We start from the raw sequence: 18920 nt of genomic DNA on the forward strand, positions 1-18920 counted from the left end.
TCCAGGGGCAGGGGTGGTCGGTCACGGGAGCGGAAGAGGGGCCGGGGTCAGGCTCCGAGGCTGGCGCCGCCGTCCACCCGCAGGTCGTGCAGGGTGATGTGCCGGGCACGGGGAGAGAGGAGGAAGGCCACGGCGTCGGCGACGTCCTCGGGGTCGGCCACCCGCCCCAGGGGAACCCCCACCCGGAAGTCGGTGAGGTTCGGAGCGGGAGCGCCCCCGGAGGTGTCGTCGCCCCACAGCTGACGGCGCATGGGGGTGTCGGTGGAGCCGGGCGAGACCACGTTGCAGCGGATCCCGCTGGGCGCCGTCTCCAGCCCGAAGCACAGGGTGAACTGGGTGGCGGCGGCCTTGGACGCGGCGTAGGCGGCCATGGCCACCCGGGGGACCGAGGCCGCGTCGGATCCGACGGTGACGATGCTTCCGTGCCCTCGGGGGACCATCCGCGAGGAGACCGCCCGGCAGACGTTGAAGACCCCCAGGGCGTTGACCGCGAAGAGCTCGTGCCAGTGCTCGGGCGGGAACTCCGAGGTCAACCCGTGCCGGAGGACACCGGCGACGTTGGCCACGGCGGTGATCGGGCCGAGGTCCCGCTCCACGAGGGAGACCACTCGTTCCACGGCGTCCCCGTCGCTGACGTCCGCTCCGTGGTGGACGGCCCTGTGGCCGCCGCGTCCGAGTTCGGCCACCAGCTGTCGTGAGGGGGCCTCGCGGCGGTCGATCGCGGCGACGGCGTACCCCTCCGCGGCCATGCGCCGAACGACGGCGGCACCGATGCCGCCGGCGGCCCCGGTGACCAGGGCGACACCCTGATCGGATCTGTCGGGCTCTTCCGGTCGGTCGGGGTAAGGGGGCACAGTGCTCCTTTCACAGGGGTTCCGCGCCGCGCCGGGGTCTGCTCCGGACGGGGACACGGTGAGTCGTCACAGACAGCGCGGACAGACACCGGTCAGCTCGAAGGTGTGGTCGACCTCTTCGAAGGCGCTCGAGTTCCGGATCTTCTCCACGACCGCCGCGATCTCGGCGACCTGTGCGATCTCCTCCACCTCGCCGCAGATGCGGCAGAAGAGGTGGTGGTGGCGCACAGGGGTCCTGCACCGCCGGTACAGGCGTTCTCCCTCGGGTGACTGGATCGTGTCCAGCACGCCTTCCTGGGACATCCGGTGGACCGTGCGGTAGATGGTGGACAGGCTCGGCCGCCCGTGACCGGAGGAGCGGACGGAGTCCGACCGGTCCAGGTCCCGGAGGATCTCCCGACAGCTGCGGAACCGGGACCCGCGGCCCAGGACCCTGAGCACGGCCTCGTCGTACCTGGGTGTCTTGACCATGTCAGTCGACCGCCCGGCACGGGACCGTCGGAGGCAGGGGGCCGATCCGGCGTTGGTATCGCCCTACGTACACGAGGAGGACTCCTGGGGGGACACGACTCGAGCAGGTGAAAATGATTATCAATACCATAACACGCCCCAGCCCGGCCCGGCCGAACCACCCCTGCCCCCACCGGACGCCCCCGAGTCTGTGTAGAGTGTGGAAACGATTTTCATTTCCGATCTGGAACCGACGCCTTGGGGGGAGCATCCGATGCGCATCGCACTGGTTGCCGGCCTGCACGCGACCGCTCGACGCCGGGCCGTGAACGACCTGTTGGCCGCCGTCCCGCGTTCCATCGCCGTGCACCACGACATGCGGGACATCGGTGACGGCGCCGTGCACCGGGTGGTGAGCGACCGCTCGGGCCCCGCCGAGAACGAGCAGGTGGACCTCGACCACGCCTGCGCCTCCTGCACCCTGCGCGAGGACCTCATCCCCTTCCTCCTGCGCACCGCGGACGCCGACCGGCACGACCTGTGCGTGGTGGAGTCGTGGGACGGGGTGGACCCCCGGCTGATCGCCGAGAGCATCGCCGCGCAGGAGGAGCTCCGCCTCGCCACCGTCACCACCGCCGTGGACACCGCCCACCTGACCGCCGACCTGGGCTGCGACGAAGATCTGGCCGAGCGCGAACTGGACATCGCCCAGGACGACACCCGCACGGTCGCCGAAGTCCTCAACCGGCAGGTCGAGTACCCGAACGTGATCGTCCTGCACGGCGCGGGGCCCGACCGCCACGCGCGGTCCCTGCTCCGCCAGCTCAACCCCGATGCCGCGATCGTCCGCACGGGGGCGGACCTTCGGCGATTCCTCGACGGACGCTTCGACCCCGCATCAGCGCACGCCCGGACCAACCCGGCCTGGGCCCGGTACACGGACCACCCCGAGGAAGAGGGCGTGAGCACGGTGGCCTGGACCAGGACCCGGCCCCTGCACCCCGAGAGGTTCTCCGAGGCGCTGGAGGAGATCGTCGCCATGAGCCTGCGCGGCAGGGGCAGGTTCTGGCTGGCCAGCCAGCCCGACACCCTCCTGGTGTGGGACTCCCACCAGAACCTCCTCATGGTGGAGAACGGCGGCCCCTGGATGGCCGCGCTCCCCGAAGCGGCGCTGGAGCTGGTCTCACCGGCCCGGCGGTCCTCAGCCCTCCTGGACTGGGACGCGGCGGCGGGCGACCGCCGCCAGCACCTGTCCTTCACCGGGGTCGGCATGGACGCCGAAAGCCTGCTCTCCCTGCTCGATTCCTGCCTGGTCACCGAGACCGAAGAGGGCCGGACCTTCCACGACGACCCCTTCGCCGAGTTCTCGGAAAGGTGACCACGGCCCCGCTGCCGTATCCGTCCTCGAACGAACACGCTCGAGCACGCTCGACGACCCGAAAGGAAAGACCGTGTCCCGTATCTGCCAGGTGACCGGGAAGGCGCCCAGCTTCGGCAACGCGATCTCCCACTCCCACCGCCGCACCAAGCGCCGGTTCGACCCCAACATCCAGAACAAGCGCTACTGGCTGCCCAGTGAACAGCGTTTCGTGAAACTCAGGGTCAGCACCAAGGGGATGAAGGTGATCGACGCCCGGGGCATCGAACGCGTGGTCGCCGACATCCGCAACCGAGGGGAGAAGGTCTGATGGCCAAGAAGAGCAAGATCGCCCGCAACGAACAGCGCAAGGTCGTCGTCGCCCGCTACGCCGAGCGGCGCTCCGAACTCAAACGGCTGATCAAGAGCCCGCACACCGGTGAGGACGAGCGCGCGGCCGCCGTCGCCGAACTGCGCCGACAGCCCCGCGACGCCAGCGCCACCCGGGTCCGCAACCGCGACGCGGTCGACGGCCGCCCGCGCGCGCACCTGAGGAAGTTCGGACTGTCCCGGATCCGCTTCCGCGAGATGGCACACCGGGGAGAGCTGCCCGGGATCACCAAGTCCAGCTGGTAGCCCTCGGCCACCAGCGGGGCCGACCGTTCGCGATCCGGTCGGCCCGCGGGCTCCCGGGGTGGTCACCTCTCCCCCGGGAGCCCGCGTCCACGGGTGCGGTCAGGGGGCGGAGTGCTCGTCCCAGTGGCCGTCGTGACTGCGGTGGAGATGTCCGTCGTGGACGTAGTCCACATGGTCACCGTGGGGCACGGCCACGTGCCCGCACCCCTCACCGTGCTCGTGCGAGTGGTCCTCGTGCACGGCGTGCCCCTCCGCGGAGCACTCGTCCCAGTGGTCGCCGTGCTCGTGGTGGAGGTGCCCGTCATGGACGTAGTCCACGTGGTTCTGATGGGGCACGGCCACGTGCCCGCACCCCTCACCGTGCTCGTGCGTGTGGCCCTCGTGTGCCAGATGTGCGGTCGCCATGCTCTCCCCCGAGTGCACTTCCTTTTCCCTGACCCCGAAAACAGCAACAACGTATCCACCCACCGCTTCCCCTTCAAGGAGCGGAGGAGACGGAAAGAAGAATTTACCTCGGCGTATATCGCGGAATTCGACTGACACCCGAAAAGCCCGCCACCTGCGCCGATGTCGCTCCAGAAAACGATTCCCGTTTTCGGCGTCCACACTGGCCGAACCCGGCCCGGAAACCTGCCTCGGAAATTCCCCCGCCCCTTCCCGAACTCTGCCAAGGAGACGCACGTTGTCCGAATACCACGACCCCTACGACCGTTCCGGCCAGTTCCTCGACATCATGATCGCCGGTTGGTGGGAACACCACGCGACGACGGTCGCCGACGCTCTGCGGGAACTGCCCGCCGACGCGGGGCCGGTGGTCGACGCGGGGGCCGGCGGCGGTCTGGGAACACGGCTCATCGCCCGCACGCTTCCGGCGGCACACGTCCTGGCGATCGAGCCGTCGCTCCCGTTGCGGTCGGTCCTGCTGTCCCGCGTGGCCGAGGACCCGGACCTGCGTCCCCGGGTGACCGTGGACGGCGACGACCTGCTCTCGGCCCGCCTCCCGGACCGGATCGGCGGACTGGTGGCGGCCAACCTCATCGGCCACTTCAGCCCGTACGAACGGGACCGGCTCTGGGAGGACCTGGCGACCCGCCTGGCTCCGGGGGCGTTCGTCCTGCTCAACCTGCCCGAACCGGTCGAGCCGGAACACGTCGGGCGCACCAGGATGTCCGAACTCCGCATCGGGGAGCGGTCCTACACCGGCTGGGCGGGCGCGGAACCGGCCGGCACGGAACAGGTCTCCTGGCACATGACCTACGAGGTGCACGAAGGCGACCGGCTGATCAGCCGCGACGAGGTCAGCTACGCCTGGTGGACGGTCTCCGAGAAAGCACTGCGCGCCGAGGCCGCACCGCACGGCCTGCTCGTGGTCCCGCACGGTCCGGCCGCCGCGGGGCTGTTCAAGGTCCTTCGAGAAGAGAAGTAGAGATGTCCTCCACCACCGTCACACCGCCCGGCGCACCCGCACTGCCGGTGACCGTGCTCTCCGGTTTCCTGGGAGCGGGCAAGACCACCCTGCTCAACCACCTGCTGCACCGCCTGGACGGCCTGCGGGTGGCGGTCATCGTCAACGACATGAGCGAGATCAACATCGACGCCGACCTGGTCAGGGGCGAGGGCCACCTGTCCAGGACCGACGAGCGCCTCGTCGAGATGACCAACGGCTGCATCTGCTGCACCCTGCGCGACGACCTGCTGGAAGAGGTCGCCGAGCTCGCCCGCCGAGGCCGCTTCGACCACCTGATCATCGAGTCCAGTGGCATCTCCGAACCCATGCCCGTCGCGGCGACCTTCGCCGTCCCGGACGCGGACGGAACCCCCCTGCTCCGGGGCGCGCGACTGGACACCATGGCCTCGGTGGTCGACGCCGCCGGGTTCCTGAGCGAGCTCGACACCGGCGACGACCTGGTCGAACGGGGCCTGGACGCCTACGAGGACGACGAACGAACGGTCAGCGACCTGCTGGTGGACCAGGTGGAGTTCGCCGACCTGATCCTGGTCAACAAGATCGACCTGGTCACGCCGGAGCAGGCCGACCGGGTGGAGGCGGCCGTGCGCCGCCTCAACCCCCTGGCCCGCGTGCTGAGGATCGAACACGGCCGGGTGGACCCCGCCGAACTCGTCGGAGCCGACCGCTTCGACCTGGAACGGGCCTCGCGCGCACCCGGGTGGGTGGCCGAGCTCAACGGCGACCACGTACCCGAGACCGAGGAGTACGGGATCTCCAGCCTGGTGTTCCGGGCGGAGCGCCCCTTCCACCCCGGGCGGCTCTGGGAGTTGGTCTCGTCGGGGTTCGAACGGGGAGGCTTCGGCACGGTCCTGCGCACCAAGGGCTTCTTCTGGTTGGCCACCCGGCCGAGGACGACCGGGCTGTGGTCCCAGGCCGGACCCGTGGCGCGGTTCGAACCCGCCGGGGTCTGGGATCCCGCGGACGGCCCCGCGGTCGGGTACTCACCCGAGGACCTCGAGGACAGCGAACCCGTGGAGCCCCGGCAGGAACTGGTGTTCATCGGCACGGAACTGCGTCACCAGGCCCTGCAGGCCGCGCTCGACTCCTGCCTGCTGGACGACGACGAGTTCCACACCCCCTGGGAAGGGCTGGCCGACCCCTTCCCCGAGTGGGACGTGCGGGGTGTGCACGCCCACCACCAGCACGCCTGACTCCCGCCCGGTCCGGGGCGGGAACAGGACCCGGAAGGGCCCCGCGGACACGCGAGTGGCCGACCCCTCGGAGGGGTCGGCCACTCGACCGCTTCCCGGTGCCTAGCGCTTCATGCCCTGGGCGATGGCCTCGATGATCTTGGGGCGCAGCTCGGCGGCGCTGATGATGGCGTCCACCGAACCGACCTCGACCGCGCGCTGGATGCTGTGCACGCCGTCGAACTCGGTGGCGACCTCGCTCAGCTTCTCGGCGCGGACCGAGGACTGCACCTCGGACAGTTCCGCGTTGAGCTCGGCCCTCTCGTCGGTGCTGGCCTCCGAGACGCGGGTCTGCAGCTCGGTGACGCGCGGATCCGTGGCCGTGCGCTTGTTCACCTCACCGGCGAACACCACGGCGGCGGCGGGCGCGCCGCCGAGGACGGAGGCGAAGGATCCCTCGAGGGCGAGGACGGTCATGTTCGGGTTGAGCGCCTTGGAGAACACCACGAACGCTCCCCCGTGGTAGCGGGAGATCACGCAGAAGACGATCGGGCCCTCGAAGTTGACGATCGCCCTGCCGATCTCCGCGCCGTACTCCAGCTGGAGCTTGCGCATGGACTCGGGCGAGCCGTCGAAGCCGGAGAGGTTCGCGAGCACGACCAGGGGACGGTTGCCGGAGGCCGCGTTGATCGCGCGGGCCGTCTTCTTGGACGAACGCGGGAACAGGGTGCCCGCGGTGTAGGTGTCCGGGCCGTCGGTGGGCGGGAAGCCGCGGCGGGCCACGGAGCGGGACTCGATGCCGATCAGGCAGACCGGCCAACCGCCGATGTGCACGTCCTGCACAGCGGAGGTGTCGGCGTCGGCCATGCCGGCCCAGCGCTCGAGGACGGCGTGGTCCTGGTCGGAGAGCGCCCTCATGACCGTGCGGATGTCGAACGGCTTCTTGCGGTCCGGGTTGTGCTCGGCGGAGAAGATCTCGCCGACCGTGGTGAAGTCGCTTCCCTCGGCGCTGTGCGGGAAGTCGGAGACGTCACGGTGGTCGGGGTCGCTGGTGACGGCCTTGCGCGGTGCCTCTTCGCCGGGCAGCACGTAGGTGTGGTCGTAGTGCGCCATCAGCACGTCGCGGGCGGCGGGCAGGTTCGGCGCCCAGTACTGCGCCTGGCCGTTCGGGCCCATCACCCGGTCGTAGCCGCCGATACCGAAGTTGTCCTCGGCCGACACGCCGCCGGAGAAGTCCAGCGACTGCTTTCCGGTGAGCACCATCGCCGAGTCCGGCGTCATCACCAGGATGCCCTTGGTGTGCATGAGCATGGTGGCTTCGGCGTTCCAGTACGGCTGGGCGCCGACGGTGATCCCGGCGACCACGATGTTGATCTCGCCGCCGTCCTGGGTGAACTCCACGATCCGCTTGAGCGCGGCCGCGACCCAGTCCATGTTCTCGGTTCCGGAGGCCATGGAGATGCGCGCACCGGCGGAGAGCGCGAACCACTCCAGCGGCACCCGCATGCTCTCGGCCAGGTTGATCGCCGCGATGACCCGCGAGCACTCGGGTTCGGAGAGCGCCCCCAGGGCCTTGGTCGGGTCACCGAGCAGCACCACGCGGGTGACGCCCTCGGGGTGGCGTTCGGTGGGAGTGGTGACCACACCGGCCACGATGGCGGCGGAGTTCCGCCCGCGGGGCCGGTCCACCGGCACGAGCACGTTGTCCTCGTCGAGGTCGTGCTCGACGAAGCTGCCGTCCGGGCCGGCGAGCATGCCGGTCAGCTCGTAGGGGTAGGTGGTGCCGCGGCGGGCCGCGCGCAGCACCTTCTGACGGTAGTCGTCCAGCGGCAGCAGCGGCTCGGTCGAGGGCTCCTCGACGTGCACGCGCGCACCGTTGCCCGGGTCCAGGGTGATCCGGACGGCGAGTTCGGTGAGTTCGCCCTCCTCGGTGCGCTGGCGGGCCACGAACGTGACCTCCTCCAGCCCGGCGCCGTCGGTGGTCGGCAGGATGCGCTCCACCAGGGCGTTGAGTTCGTCGATGCTCAGCCCGTTCGGCGGCCAGACGTACATCAGGATGCGGTTGGTGTCGAAGCGCTTGTTGTGCGGACGCTGCGCCTGGATGTTGCGGATGGCGTCCAGGCAGGCGGCGAGCGTGCCCTCCACGGCGGGCAGCGCGATCAGGCGGCCGTCGTTGTCGCGCAGCGGCGTCAGGTCGCGGACCTGACCCATCGCGACCAGGCGCTCGTCGGACGGGTTGCTGCGCGCCGTGGCCTTGACGAGGTAGACCTCCTCGTCCGCGGACGGCAGACGGGTGAGGTCGAACTCCCGGAGCCGCTGCAGCTGCAGGCGCTGTGCGATCTGCGGGTGCAGGCCCCGGATCAGCCGGTCCTCGACCAGGCCCGAGCCCTCGGCCTCCGGACGGAAGGTGAAGTGGTGGTGCATGACGGCACCGCTGGTCCCGGCCACGGTGGCGGTGACCCGGCGCACGCCCTTGGGCAGCGGGTGCTCGGCCAGGATCTCGCCGAGCCGCACCGCCATGGCGTCGGCGTCCGGCTGGCCCTCCCAGGTGACGTACAGGTCGGCGACCAGGCCGTGCTCGGGGGCGTCGACGGCGAGTTCGGCGACCGCGCCGATGGCGTCGGGCAGGGCGGCGATGTCCACGGCGGTGGCGACCACGCGGGTCACCCCCACGGGCGCGGTGTGCTCGGTGGTGACCAGCTGGCATCCGGCGCTCTGGCGGGCGGTGACCTCGGACAGGCCGCGGTTGCCGTAGTAGCGGCGGGTCAGCACCTCCAGCAGCGGGGCGTGGTCGCGGCCGGGGCGGCTGATCCGCTGCCCGATGAGCCTCACCAGAGGCTCGGAGCTGGCGACCATGGTCTGGATGCGCTCGGCACGGTCCGGGGCGTCCGGGTTGTGGTCCAGGTAGCGCAGCTCGTCGCGGACCGCGGCGTAGACCTTGGCGCGGTTGCGGCGCAGCAGCGGCTGGATGAACCAGCGGAACACCACGCCGCGGGCGAGGTCGGACACGGCGGGGAAGCGCACCTGGGTGGCTTCGATCAGGTGCTCCAGGATGAGCCCGGCGCGCTCGCTGTGCGCCTCCTGCGGCGGTGCGTCGGCCAGCCAGCGGCGCAGCAGCTCCGACACGATCGTCACGTAGCCGCCCATGCGCTGCTGGGCGAGGAAGATCCGGAAGACCGCGTCCTCCAGCTCCGGGGTGCGGTCCAGGTCGGTGACGCCGTAGTGGGCGAGGACCCGGGTGAGCTTGCTCTGGAAGCCCTCGGTGACCCCCGCGCGCTCGACGTCGAGGCTCTGCAGGTAGCTGTGGAAGTACTCGCGCGGGCTGTGCACCCGGCTGTCCTGTTCGGCGTCGACGGCGCCGCCCGGCTTGTTGCGGCTCAGCTCGGACAGGTCGGCGAACACGGTGAGCAGGTCGAGCTCGCCTTCGAGCGGCTGTGCCCCGGGGCCGGTGCGGGCGGCGAGGTAGTCCGCGAGCACGCGCTCGCGCTCCTCGGGTTCCGAGTCGAAACCGAGCAGCAGGCCGCGCAGGTACCGAAGGCCCTGGTCGGCGCGGTCGGCGGCGGAGGCCGCCGGGGCCGGTGCGGGCAGCTCGATCTCGACCGCCTCGGCCTGCGCGCCGGTCTCCTCGGCGTCGTCGTCGCCCAGCGGCTCCAGACGCATCAGCGGGGCGCCGGTCTCGACCTGACCGCCCACGGCGACCGGGCACTCGCGCACCCGGGCGCGGAACGGTGCGCGCAGCACCGTCTCCATCTTCATGCTCTCGAGCACCAGGATCGGGGCGCCCGACTCGACCTCGTCGCCGACGGACAGCGGTGTGGCGACCACCAGCGCGGGCGCGGGGGAACGGACGACACCGCCCTCGTCGCGGCTGACCCGGTGGGTGACGCCGTCGATCTCGACCAGGTGGACGGGGCCGTGCGTCGCCGACACGAACCGGAACCGGCTGCCGTTGACGACGATGTGGCCGCTGTGGGCGTCGAAGCGCTCCACCTCGACGTCGGCCGGGTGCACGTCGCCGCCGCCGGAGACACCGACGCGGAACCGGCTGTGGCCGACCCGGGCCACACCGACCCGGTAGCCCACACCGCGGAGCTTGAGGTCCAGGGGGCGGCCGGAGTCGTGCTGCACCTGCGGGCGGCCGCCGTGCGCGGTGGACAGCAGCTGCTGGCGGCTGGCCTCCTCCTCGTCCCGGTAGGCCTCGATGGCCGCGGCGGCCAGGGCGACGGCGGAGTGGCGGTGGCTGACCAGGCGGCCCTCGGCGCGCACACGGTCGATCCACCCGGTGTCGGCGCTGCCGTCGATCACCTCGGGCTGGTCGAGCAGGTCGAGCACGAAGCTCTTGTTGGTCGCACCGCCCTCGATGATGACGGTGGTCTCGGCCATCGCGCGGCGCAGGCGGCCCAGCGCCTGTTCGCGGTCGCGGCCGTAGGCGATGATCTTCGCGATCATCGAGTCGAAGTCGGCGGGGATGCTGTCGCCCTCGCGCACACCGGTGTCGACCCGGATGCCGGGGCCGGTGGGCATGTTCAGTCGCGCGATGCGGCCCGGGGCGGGGGCGAAGTCGCGGTCGGGGTCCTCGGCGTTGAGCCGGGCCTCCACGGCGTGCCCGGACTCCGCGGGCTGGGGGCCCTCCAGCTTCCCGCCGCCGGCCACGTGCAGCTGCAGGCGGACCAGGTCGGTGCCGGTGGTGAGTTCGGTGATGGGGTGCTCGACCTGGAGCCGGGTGTTGACCTCCAGGAACGCGAAGAGCCGCTCGCCCGGGTGGTAGAGGAACTCGACGGTGCAGGCGCCGCGGTAGCCGACGGCCACGGCGAGCCGCTCGGCGGAGGCCTTGAGCTCGGCGGCCTGCGCGGGCTCCAGGACCGGGGAGGCGGATTCCTCGATGATCTTCTGGTTGCGCCGCTGCACCGAGCAGTCGCGCACGCCCAGCGCCCACGCGGTGCCCTGGCCGTCGGCGATGACCTGCACCTCGACGTGGCGGGCGCCGGTGACCAGGCGCTCCAGGAAGACCACACCGGAGCCGAACGCGCGCAGCGCCTCCTGGCTGGTGCGTTCGTAGGCGTCGGTCAGGTCCTCGGAGGAGGCGACCATGCGGATACCGCGGCCGCCGCCGCCCGCGGTCGCCTTGAGCATCAGCGGGTAGCCGATCTCGTCCCCGGCGCGCAGGGCGTCCTCGAGGGTGGAGACCTCACCGCGGCTCCAGGGGGCGACGGGGACGCCGACCTCCTCGGCGATCAGCTTCGCGCCGATCTTGTCGCCGAGCTTGCGCATGGCCTCGGGGCTCGGTCCGACGAAGGTGACGCCGATCTTCTCGCACAGCTCGGCGAAGGCCGGGTCCTCGGCGACGAAGCCCCAGCCGACCCAGGCGGCGTCGGCCCCGGTCTCCAGCAGGGCGCGCTCGAGGACGGCGAGGTCGAGGTAGGGACGGGCCGAGGCCGGTCCCAGGTCGTAGGCGACGTCGGCCTCGCGGACGAAGGTCGAGTTCCGGTCGGCGTCGGTGTAGAGGGCGACCGTCTCGATCCGGGCCCCGGTTTCCGCCGAGAGATCCCGTACGGCGTGGATGAGCCGCATGGCGGCCTCTCCACGGTTGACGATGGCGACACGACTGAACACCGGTAAGCCCCTCCCAAGTACCAACACACAGAAGGCGACGTCCGGGTCTCGGAGCGCCGCCTGGCCTACGTCTAGCTTGGTGGATTACCTCCAGGTACACCAATGTCCCGAATTGCTCACGCCGGGGCCGCAGCTTTGTGGGATCTCCACAAAAAGTCCTCCGCCAGGTGCCCCTGCCGGTCCCCGAACGCGAGGTTTGCCACAATCCGGCGCATCCGGGGACTCCCGGGACGAACCCCAGGGGCGGCGGGGAGACCGGTTCAGGGGATGACCGAATCCCCGGACGAAGAGCGGGGAGCCGGGCCGCGGGTGCTCCGGTGCGGAGTTCCGGCGCCTCCCCGGGAAGCCCCCGCCACGCGGCCCGGGCCCCCGGATCCGCTCCCTCAAAGTAGTTGAACGATAGTTCTACTTGAACTATGGTTCAAATACTTACGCACAGGAGGAACGGATGCCGGAGATGTCGGAGATCGCCACCCGACCAGCGGGAGCGCGCCAGTGGGCGGGCCTGGGATTGTTGGCGCTGCCCACGGTGCTGCTCGGCCTGGACGTCACCGTGCTGTACCTGGCCCTGCCGAGCATGGCCGCCGCGCTCGACCCGTCAGCCGCACAGACGCTGTGGATCATGGACGCCTACGGGTTCCTCGTCGCGGGCTTCCTCATCACCATGGGCACCCTGGGGGACCGCATCGGCAGACGCCGCCTGCTCCTGACGGGGATGACGGCGTTCGCGGCCGTGTCGGTGTTCGCCGCGTTCGCTCCGAGCGCCGGGCTGCTCATCGCCGCCCGTGCCCTGCTCGGGATCGCCGGTGCCACGCTGATGCCCTCGACCCTGTCCTTGATCTCGAACATGTTCACCGACACGCGCCAACGCGCGGTGGCGATCGGGGTGTGGGCCACGATGTTCTCCCTGGGTATGGCGGCCGGTCCCGTGGTCGGCGGGGCACTGGTCGACGCGTTCTGGTGGGGTGCGGCGTTCCTCGTCGCGGTACCCGTCGCGATCGTCGTCCTGGTGGGCGCGAGGTACATTCTGCCCGAGTACTCCGACCCGCGGGCCGGACGGGTGGACCTGGCCAGCGTCGCCCTCTCCCTGGCCGCGATCCTTCCGGCCGTCTACGCCCTCAAGCACGCGGCCTCCCACGCCGTGGAGGCCTCCACGGCGGTCCTCCTCGGAGCCGCCGCGATCGCGGGTGCGGTGTTCGTGCGCCGTCAACGACGTCTGGCCTCCCCGTTGCTGGACGTCACGTTGTTCGCCGACCGAGCGTTCTCCTCGGCACTGGCCGTGCTGCTGATCGGGCTGATCGGGGTCGGCGGGACCATGTACCTGGTCACCCAGTACCTCCAGTTCGTGGAGGGCCTCACCCCGTTCGTGGCCGGGCTGTGGATGGGCCCGCCTGCGCTGGCGATGTTCGCGGGTGCCATCGGCGCGCCCTTCGTCGCCCGACGCGTACGCCCCGGCCTGGTCATGGGGAACACACTGGGCCTGTCGGTGGTCGGCTACGCGCTGCTGGCGGTGGCCGGGACCGGCGACGCCGTGCTCGTGGTGACCGGCTTCGCGTTCGTCTACCTCGGCCTCGGCGCGATCGCCGCCCTGGGCACCGACATCGTGGTCGGTGCCGCGCCGGCGTCGAAGTCCGGTTCGGCCGCCGCGATGACCGAAACCGTCCAGGAACTCGGCCTCGCCGTCGGCGTCGCCCTGCTCGGCAGCCTCACCACCGCCGTCTACGCCGCCCGTACGACCGCTCCGACCGACGCCTCACCCGAGGTCGCCGACAGCCTCACCGGAAGCCTCTCCGGAGCGCTCTCGGTCGCCGACCGGGTTCCTGCCGAGGTGGTGCGAGCGGCGCGCGAAGCGTTCACCGCCGGAGTGAACACCGCCTCGGTCGCGGCCGGTGCCGCCGTCGCCGTGGCGTCCGTGTTGTGCCTGGTGGCCTTGCGGCACCTCCGCCCGCTCGACGAGGAGGAGGATGTCGGCGCGGACTCCCGGTGACCGGCTCGACTACCCTTGAACCCTCAAGGGGGCGAGCATGAGCGAAGGCCGGGGAAGCGCCATCGACGGTCGGCGGGCCAGGGGGAACAAGCGTCGAGCAGAGATCATCGACGCGACCCTCGCCGTCGTCACACGCGACGGTGCGGCAGGGGTCACCCACCGCACCGTCGCGAAACAGGCCGGCATCACCACCAGCCTGAGCGCGTACTACTTCGCCACCCTCGACGACCTCCTGGTCGCGGCACTGTCCAGCGTGGCCGACGTCTACACCGCGCGCCTGCGCGAGATCATCGACGGCCCCGGTGACCGGCTGCGCGGCCTGGCCGAGCTGATCACCGCTTCCGGCGGCCCCGAGCGTGAACGCGCCCTGGCCGAACGCGAACTGTCCACGCTGGCCGCCCGCAGACCCGCCCTGGCGCCGGTCGCCCGGCGCTGGCGCGAGAACGTCGCCGAACTCGCCGCCACGCTCACCGACGACCCGCGGGCCGTCGCCGCCCTCGTCGCCGTCTCCGACGGCCTGTGCACCGCCGTCCTCATCGACAACGCCCCCGCCGACGTCGACTACGTCCACGGCGTCCTGTCCCAGGCGATCGGGGACCCGGCACACCGTCGGTCCCCCGCCGGTCAGCAGTAGGCCGAAACGACCTGCCCGCCGCCATCGGCTCACCCAGCCAGCGGACGGGACGGGCTCAGCGCAGGTCCCGGCGGAGGGCTTCGAGGACGGGGATCGCCGAGATCTTCTCCTCGTCCAACACCTGCCAGTCGATCCCCGACGGGCGCCGCCCGGGTGGGCACTCGACGATCTCGTCCGGTGTGACGACCAGGTCCACACCGACGTCGTGTTCCGCCGCCGGGACGGGTTCGTCGATCAGCTGGAGGGTGTGCACGGTGGTGACGACGAGCGTCCGTTCGCCGATCAGCCCGGCCTGGGCGAGCAGCGCCATCTCGATGTCGCTGTACCCGGCCCCCTTGCCGATGCGGACCCCCTGACGGTTGACCGCGACGCTCCCGCACACCACGACGTCGACCGGCCGCATCCGGTCGAGAGGCGTGCGCGGTGCGTGCAGGGCGGCGCCCCGCCCCGTCGCGAGGACGGCCGGGGAGGCGGGCAGTGCGGCGGGGTCGATCTCGTGGAAGGGCTCGGGGGCGGCGATCCCGGGCACCGCCGTGTAGAGGAGCTTTCCGCTCTCCAGGGCGTGGCGGCGGACCTCGGCCTGGGCCCTGTCCGGGTTGGCCTTGACGACCGGGGCCTCCACCCAGCGGGGGTGCTCGGCCAGGCGCGCGGCGGCCCGGTCGGCCCCGTGGAAGTCAGGGATCTCGCCGTGCACGGGCCCTGACCGCCCGACGCGGTTCCCGTCGAGCAGATCCCAGATCCTCTGCCGGAGCCGGTCCTTGGCGTGCGCTGTTCCAGTGTTCATGAGCGCTCTCGTGGGTCGAGGGGTCGGCGTTCGGGAGTTCCGCCGCTACCGCCCGAATTTACCGAGGCGGCCTCGGAACAACCCGGCTCCAGGACCTTGCCCTGGTGGGCGACGGAGGGCGGGCCGCGTACCGGACCGGCCACATCCAGCACGCCCGGCCGGCATGTCCTCCGGCGCAGGTACACGGACCGGCCGCCGCGCCTGATGCGTTCGGGCGGGGCGGCCGGTATCCGGTCGGCTTCGGCACTGTCAGCCGGGTCGGTTACAGGTCGACCTCGGTGCCGCCGATGGTCACCACGAGGCGGCCGTCGGAGTCGAAGCTCCAGTCCAGGTCACCGGAGTACTGGGAGCAGCGGGAACCGTTGGAGCCGTCCCAGAACTGGTTCGAGCCGTCGGCGTCGCCCTTGTACCGGTCGGTCGAGCCGCTGTCGCACGAGGTGTTGCCGCGGAACACCGAGTCGCCGCCGTCGAACTGGAAGTTGCGCTCCTCGTTGCCGACGCTCAGGTTGTTCGAGACCGCCATGGTGCCGGGGTTCGAGTTGTAGGTGAACCCGTGCTTGCCGTTCTCGAAGGCGATGTTGTGGTGGACGTCGTGGTCCACCTCGATGCCCGAACCGCCGAGCTTGAACCCGTTGCGGTCGCCGTCGGAGTGCTGGGAGCCGTCCGAGAGCGAGCCGTTGCCCAACGCGAGCGAGTGTTCGATGGTCACCTCGCCGATCGGGCCCGTGTCCGACTTGGTGTACAGGTCGTAGCCGTCGTCGATGTTGTTGTACGCCACGGTGTAGCGGAACACGTTGCCATCGCCGACGGTCAGCTTGGGGGCGAACCCGTCGGCGTCCTCGCCGTCGGAGTCGGCGTTGTCGTGCGAGACCGAGCTGACGATCAGGTTGTTCGAGGGCCACTCCGCCCTGGGGGCGCCGGCGGCGTACCTTGACAGCTGCAGGCCGGTGTCCCGGTTGTGGCGGGTGGTCACCCGCTCGATGACGTTGTCGCTACCGCCCAGCAGGATGCCGTTGTCACCGGCGTGCTCGACGATGATGCCGTTGACGTGCCACCAGTCGCCACCGATGGCCAGCCCCCGGTTGGCCGAGTCCTCGCTCTGGGCGGAGAAGTTCAGCACGGGGGTCTCACCGGGGTAGGCGAACAGCTCGTTGCGGTCGCCCGACAGGCCGTCGTTGCCCGGCTCGATGTGCACCGTCTCGGTGAAGTCGTAGGTTCCGTCACGCATGTAGATCGCCCCGCCGGGCTCGATCCGGTCGATCGCCGCGGTCAGCGTCGTCGGGTCGTCCTCGGTACCGGAGGCGCTGTCGCTGCCGCCCGGGGCCACGAAGAGCTCGTCGCCCGAAGGCTGCGGGGTGTCGCCACCACCGTTCGGCGGGGTGTCACCCCCGTCATCCGGAGGGATGTCGCCTCCGCCGTCCGGCGCCGAACCGGCGTAGGTCTCGAACTCGGCGACGCGCGGCGTGCCGTTCGAGCCGGTGATCTCGAAGTTGATCTTCCGCAGCGACGTCTCGTCGAAGGTGATGACGCCGGCTCCGCTGCCGGTGGTCAGGACGTCGCCGCTGTCGTGGTTGACGACCCGCCAGGAGCCGATGTTGCCTTCGGCCCCGGCCGCCTCGCGGATGTTGATCGCGGACACCGTGGTGTCGGAGCCCCATTTGACCGAGACGCGGCCGGTCGAACCGGTCGGCGACCAGTAGCTGCCCGTGTCGCCGTCGACGACGTTCCCGTAGCTGGTACCGCTGGCCTTGCTGGAGCCGTCGGCGCCGGCCCCGATGCTGAGGTTGGTGCCCTCGGGGGGATCGGTCGGGTCAGGGTCGGTGGGGTCCGGGTCAGTGGGGTCCGGGTCGGTGGGGTCCGGGTCGGTCGGCTCCTCCGCCTCGCAGTTGCCGTCCGAGGTCCGGTTGCCCTTGCCCGCGCCCGCGGTCTGCTCCAGGACCTCCAGCACGCAGCCGGCGTCGTCGAGGTCGTAGGAGTACGGGATGTTCACCGAGGTGTTGGACTGCGGGTCGGGGCCGGCGGGGTAGTTCTTGTCGCCCTCGCTGGACCAGGTCACGTTGTCGAAGATGTTGCCGCTGACCTCCCAGGAGCCCTTCTCGTTGGTGTAGAAGGTGCCCAGGACGTCCTTCGAGTCCTTGAAGTAGTTGTTCTCCACCTTCGCGCTGGCCCCGGCCCGGGAGTTGATGCCGGACTTGTGCAGCTCCGAGTAGTGGTTGTTGAACATGTGACCGGTACCGCCGCGCAGCAGGGGCGCACGCGAGTCGATGTTCTCGTACAGGTTGTGGTGGTAGGTGACGTAGCCGTTCGAGAGGTCGCTCTCGCTGGAGCCCACCAGGCCGCCACGGCCGGAGTCGCGCAGGACGCTGTAGGAGAGGGTGACGTACTGGGTGTTGTTCTTCATGTCGAAGAGGGCGTCGTAGCCCTCCGACTCCCCGCCCGACGCCTCCAGGGTGACGTGGTCGACCCAGACGTTGCGGACGTCCTTCTCCATCCCGATGGCGTCGCCGCCGTTGGAGGTGGGCGAACCGGACTTCTTGACGTTCTGGACGGTCACGTTCTGGATGATGATGTTCTGGGATTCCCGGATGTGGATGCCCAGCTGGTCGAACACGGCTCCGCCACCGGTACCGACGATCGTGACGTTGCTGATCTTCTTGAGCTCGATCACGTCGTCGGCGGTGTCACAGCTGTCGCCCGACACCTTGGAGGTGTTGCCGTGGTTGATGGTGCCTTCCACCTCGATGATGATCGGGGTGTCGGTACTGGCCCGTCCGCACAGCGCCTCGTGGATCTCGGTTCCGGTCGTGGCCCGGACCGTCTGGCCGCCGGCCCCGCCGGTGGTTCCGCCGTTCTCACTCGCGTAACCCGTGGCTTCGCCGGTCTGCGCCGATGCCGAGGACATCGGGGTCAGACCGACGGCCATCAAGGCCGCGATGGCCAGCGCCGACAGGGGTCTGCGCATGCTTGATCGTCTCACTGCTCACCCTTCGTAATCGAACATGAGCACTACTGCTCTTAACCTGAGCGTAGAGAAAGCGCTTTCCGTGTCAAGAGGGGTTAATACAAACGTTTGCAGGAGGGTCGAACGCCCCAATAGGCCCTTAGGCGGTGTGACCTCGGTCTTCAACGGAATCGGGCACCGAAATCGGGACTGGGTACCCCAAACCCTGCAACCGATTGGACACCTCGCCGACACATCGGCAGGCCGGACACGGGTACCCGGACCACGGCGAGCAGGCGCTCGAAACCGTGCCCGGAGGAAAGGTTCGCGCCGTCACCACCCCGCCGGCACCACCCGCGGGGACCGGACTGGCGGGCGTCCGCGTCGCCTCGGTCCGGCGTTCATGGCCGAGTCCCCGGGAGAAGTCCGTGAGGCTGACGGGTGTCCGGTTCACCCTCGGCACCGGACAGCGGGAAGACCCTTGTTCAGCGGCGGTCACTCGCGGGGCTGATCCGCGATCCGCGCCAGGATCGCCGTGAACTGACCGCGCTGCGCCGGTGTCAGCGGAGCGAGCAACGACTCCTGGATCCCGTCCAGCACGGCGTCGAGACTGCGCAGCCGATCGGCCCCGGAGGGCGTCATCGAAACGATCTTGCGTCGACGGTTCGCGGAATCCACCTCCCGCTCGACGAGTCCGAGCGACTCGAGCTCGAGCAGCGCGGCCGTAACGTCACTGCGATCGATACCCGTGTCGCGCCCGAGCTCCGCCTGACTCGCCGGCCCCCACTGCTCGAGCGCGGCCAGCAGTCGGTAGTGGTAGCCGCGCAGCCCTCCGCCGTGCTCGGCGAAGCCCTCTCTCAGGAGCGCCGCGGACCGCGCGGCCGCACGGCCGAGCAGCCAGCTCGGGCGGCCCTTGAGCCGGTCAGGGGTGCGGCCGGGTTCACCGTAGTCGCTCACACCGGCCATCCTACGCACTTCATGTTGGCACGGCCAACGGTGTATGTTGGGCTTGCCAATATTGGCA

The 18920-nt window shown here is 70.5% G+C and carries 14 protein-coding genes; 7 read left to right on the top strand and 7 right to left on the bottom strand.

From position 1 onward, the window contains the following. Positions 1 to 47: 47 nt before the first annotated feature. Together D458_RS0126210 and D458_RS0126215 are read right to left on the bottom strand one after the other, a co-directional pair. Positions 48 to 854, bottom strand: a complete 807-nt coding sequence (locus D458_RS0126210; protein WP_017589682.1) for a 2,3-dihydro-2,3-dihydroxybenzoate dehydrogenase — start codon at positions 852 to 854, stop codon at positions 48 to 50. Positions 855 to 920: 66 nt separating this feature from the next. Continuing rightward, positions 921 to 1325 carry a Fur family transcriptional regulator gene (locus D458_RS0126215; protein WP_017589683.1) on the bottom strand — a complete coding sequence of 135 codons (405 nt, stop codon included), beginning with the start codon at positions 1323 to 1325 and terminating at the stop codon, positions 921 to 923. 253 nt (positions 1326 to 1578) lie between these two features. Between D458_RS0126215 and D458_RS0126220 the strand changes: the two genes are divergently transcribed. The 3 genes from D458_RS0126220 (at position 1579) to rpsN (ending at position 3297) form a co-directional block, all read left to right on the top strand. Next, a complete protein-coding gene (locus D458_RS0126220; RefSeq protein WP_017589684.1) occupies positions 1579 to 2682 on the top strand; it encodes a CobW family GTP-binding protein in 1104 nt (367 codons plus the stop codon). Positions 2683 to 2755: 73 nt separating this feature from the next. Then, positions 2756 to 2992: a 50S ribosomal protein L28 gene (gene rpmB / locus D458_RS0126225; RefSeq protein ID WP_017589685.1), complete on the top strand. Its 237-nt coding sequence runs from the start codon at positions 2756 to 2758 to the stop codon at positions 2990 to 2992. Then, positions 2992 to 3297: a 30S ribosomal protein S14 gene (gene rpsN, locus D458_RS0126230; RefSeq protein WP_017589686.1), complete on the top strand. Its 306-nt coding sequence runs from the start codon at positions 2992 to 2994 to the stop codon at positions 3295 to 3297. Before rpmB ends, rpsN begins: the two co-directional genes overlap by 1 nt. Before the next feature lie 99 nt (positions 3298 to 3396). On the opposite strand, the gene D458_RS0126235 is transcribed toward rpsN, so the two are convergent. Continuing rightward, positions 3397 to 3702: a hypothetical protein gene (locus D458_RS0126235; protein ID WP_017589687.1), complete on the bottom strand. Its 306-nt coding sequence runs from the start codon at positions 3700 to 3702 to the stop codon at positions 3397 to 3399. Between the two features lie 277 nt (positions 3703 to 3979). Here D458_RS0126235 and D458_RS0126240 point away from each other — a divergent pair, with 277 nt between their 5' ends. Together D458_RS0126240 and D458_RS0126245 are read left to right on the top strand one after the other, a co-directional pair. Further along, positions 3980 to 4723 (top strand): class I SAM-dependent methyltransferase, encoded by a 744-nt coding sequence (locus D458_RS0126240; RefSeq protein ID WP_017589688.1) that lies wholly within the window; start codon positions 3980 to 3982, stop codon positions 4721 to 4723. 2 nt (positions 4724 to 4725) lie between these two features. Next, entirely contained in the window at positions 4726 to 5958 is a 1233-nt protein-coding gene (locus D458_RS0126245; protein ID WP_017589689.1) for a GTP-binding protein, read from the top strand. Between the two features lie 102 nt (positions 5959 to 6060). Here the strand turns inward: D458_RS0126245 and D458_RS0126250 are convergent, their stop codons facing one another. Continuing rightward, entirely contained in the window at positions 6061 to 11550 is a 5490-nt protein-coding gene (locus D458_RS0126250) for an ATP-binding protein (RefSeq protein WP_017589690.1), read from the bottom strand. Between the two features lie 448 nt (positions 11551 to 11998). Here D458_RS0126250 and D458_RS0126255 point away from each other — a divergent pair, with 448 nt between their 5' ends. After that, positions 11999 to 13537, top strand: coding sequence for an MFS transporter (locus D458_RS0126255; protein WP_017589691.1), 1539 nt, complete (start codon positions 11999 to 12001; stop codon positions 13535 to 13537). A 37-nt stretch (positions 13538 to 13574) separates the two neighbouring features. Next, positions 13575 to 14171, top strand: a complete 597-nt coding sequence (locus tag D458_RS0126260) for a TetR/AcrR family transcriptional regulator (protein WP_017589692.1) — start codon at positions 13575 to 13577, stop codon at positions 14169 to 14171. Between the two features lie 55 nt (positions 14172 to 14226). Here D458_RS0126260 and D458_RS0126265 read toward each other — a convergent pair whose 3' ends face one another. From D458_RS0126265 to D458_RS0126275, 3 genes are all read right to left on the bottom strand, one after another. Next, positions 14227 to 14955 (bottom strand): 5-formyltetrahydrofolate cyclo-ligase, encoded by a 729-nt coding sequence (locus D458_RS0126265; RefSeq protein ID WP_017589693.1) that lies wholly within the window; start codon positions 14953 to 14955, stop codon positions 14227 to 14229. Between the two features lie 262 nt (positions 14956 to 15217). Continuing rightward, positions 15218 to 17917 (bottom strand): pectate lyase family protein, encoded by a 2700-nt coding sequence (locus tag D458_RS0126270; protein ID WP_017589694.1) that lies wholly within the window; start codon positions 17915 to 17917, stop codon positions 15218 to 15220. Positions 17918 to 18391: 474 nt separating this feature from the next. Continuing rightward, the gene (locus tag D458_RS0126275; protein WP_017589695.1) at positions 18392 to 18862 is read right to left on the bottom strand and encodes a MarR family winged helix-turn-helix transcriptional regulator; all 471 of its coding nucleotides are present in this window, start codon (positions 18860 to 18862) and stop codon (positions 18392 to 18394) included. Positions 18863 to 18920 lie beyond the last annotated feature (58 nt).

It is taken from the genome of Nocardiopsis ganjiahuensis DSM 45031, from assembly GCF_000341085.1.
GTDB lineage: Bacteria > Actinomycetota > Actinomycetes > Streptosporangiales > Streptosporangiaceae > Nocardiopsis > Nocardiopsis ganjiahuensis.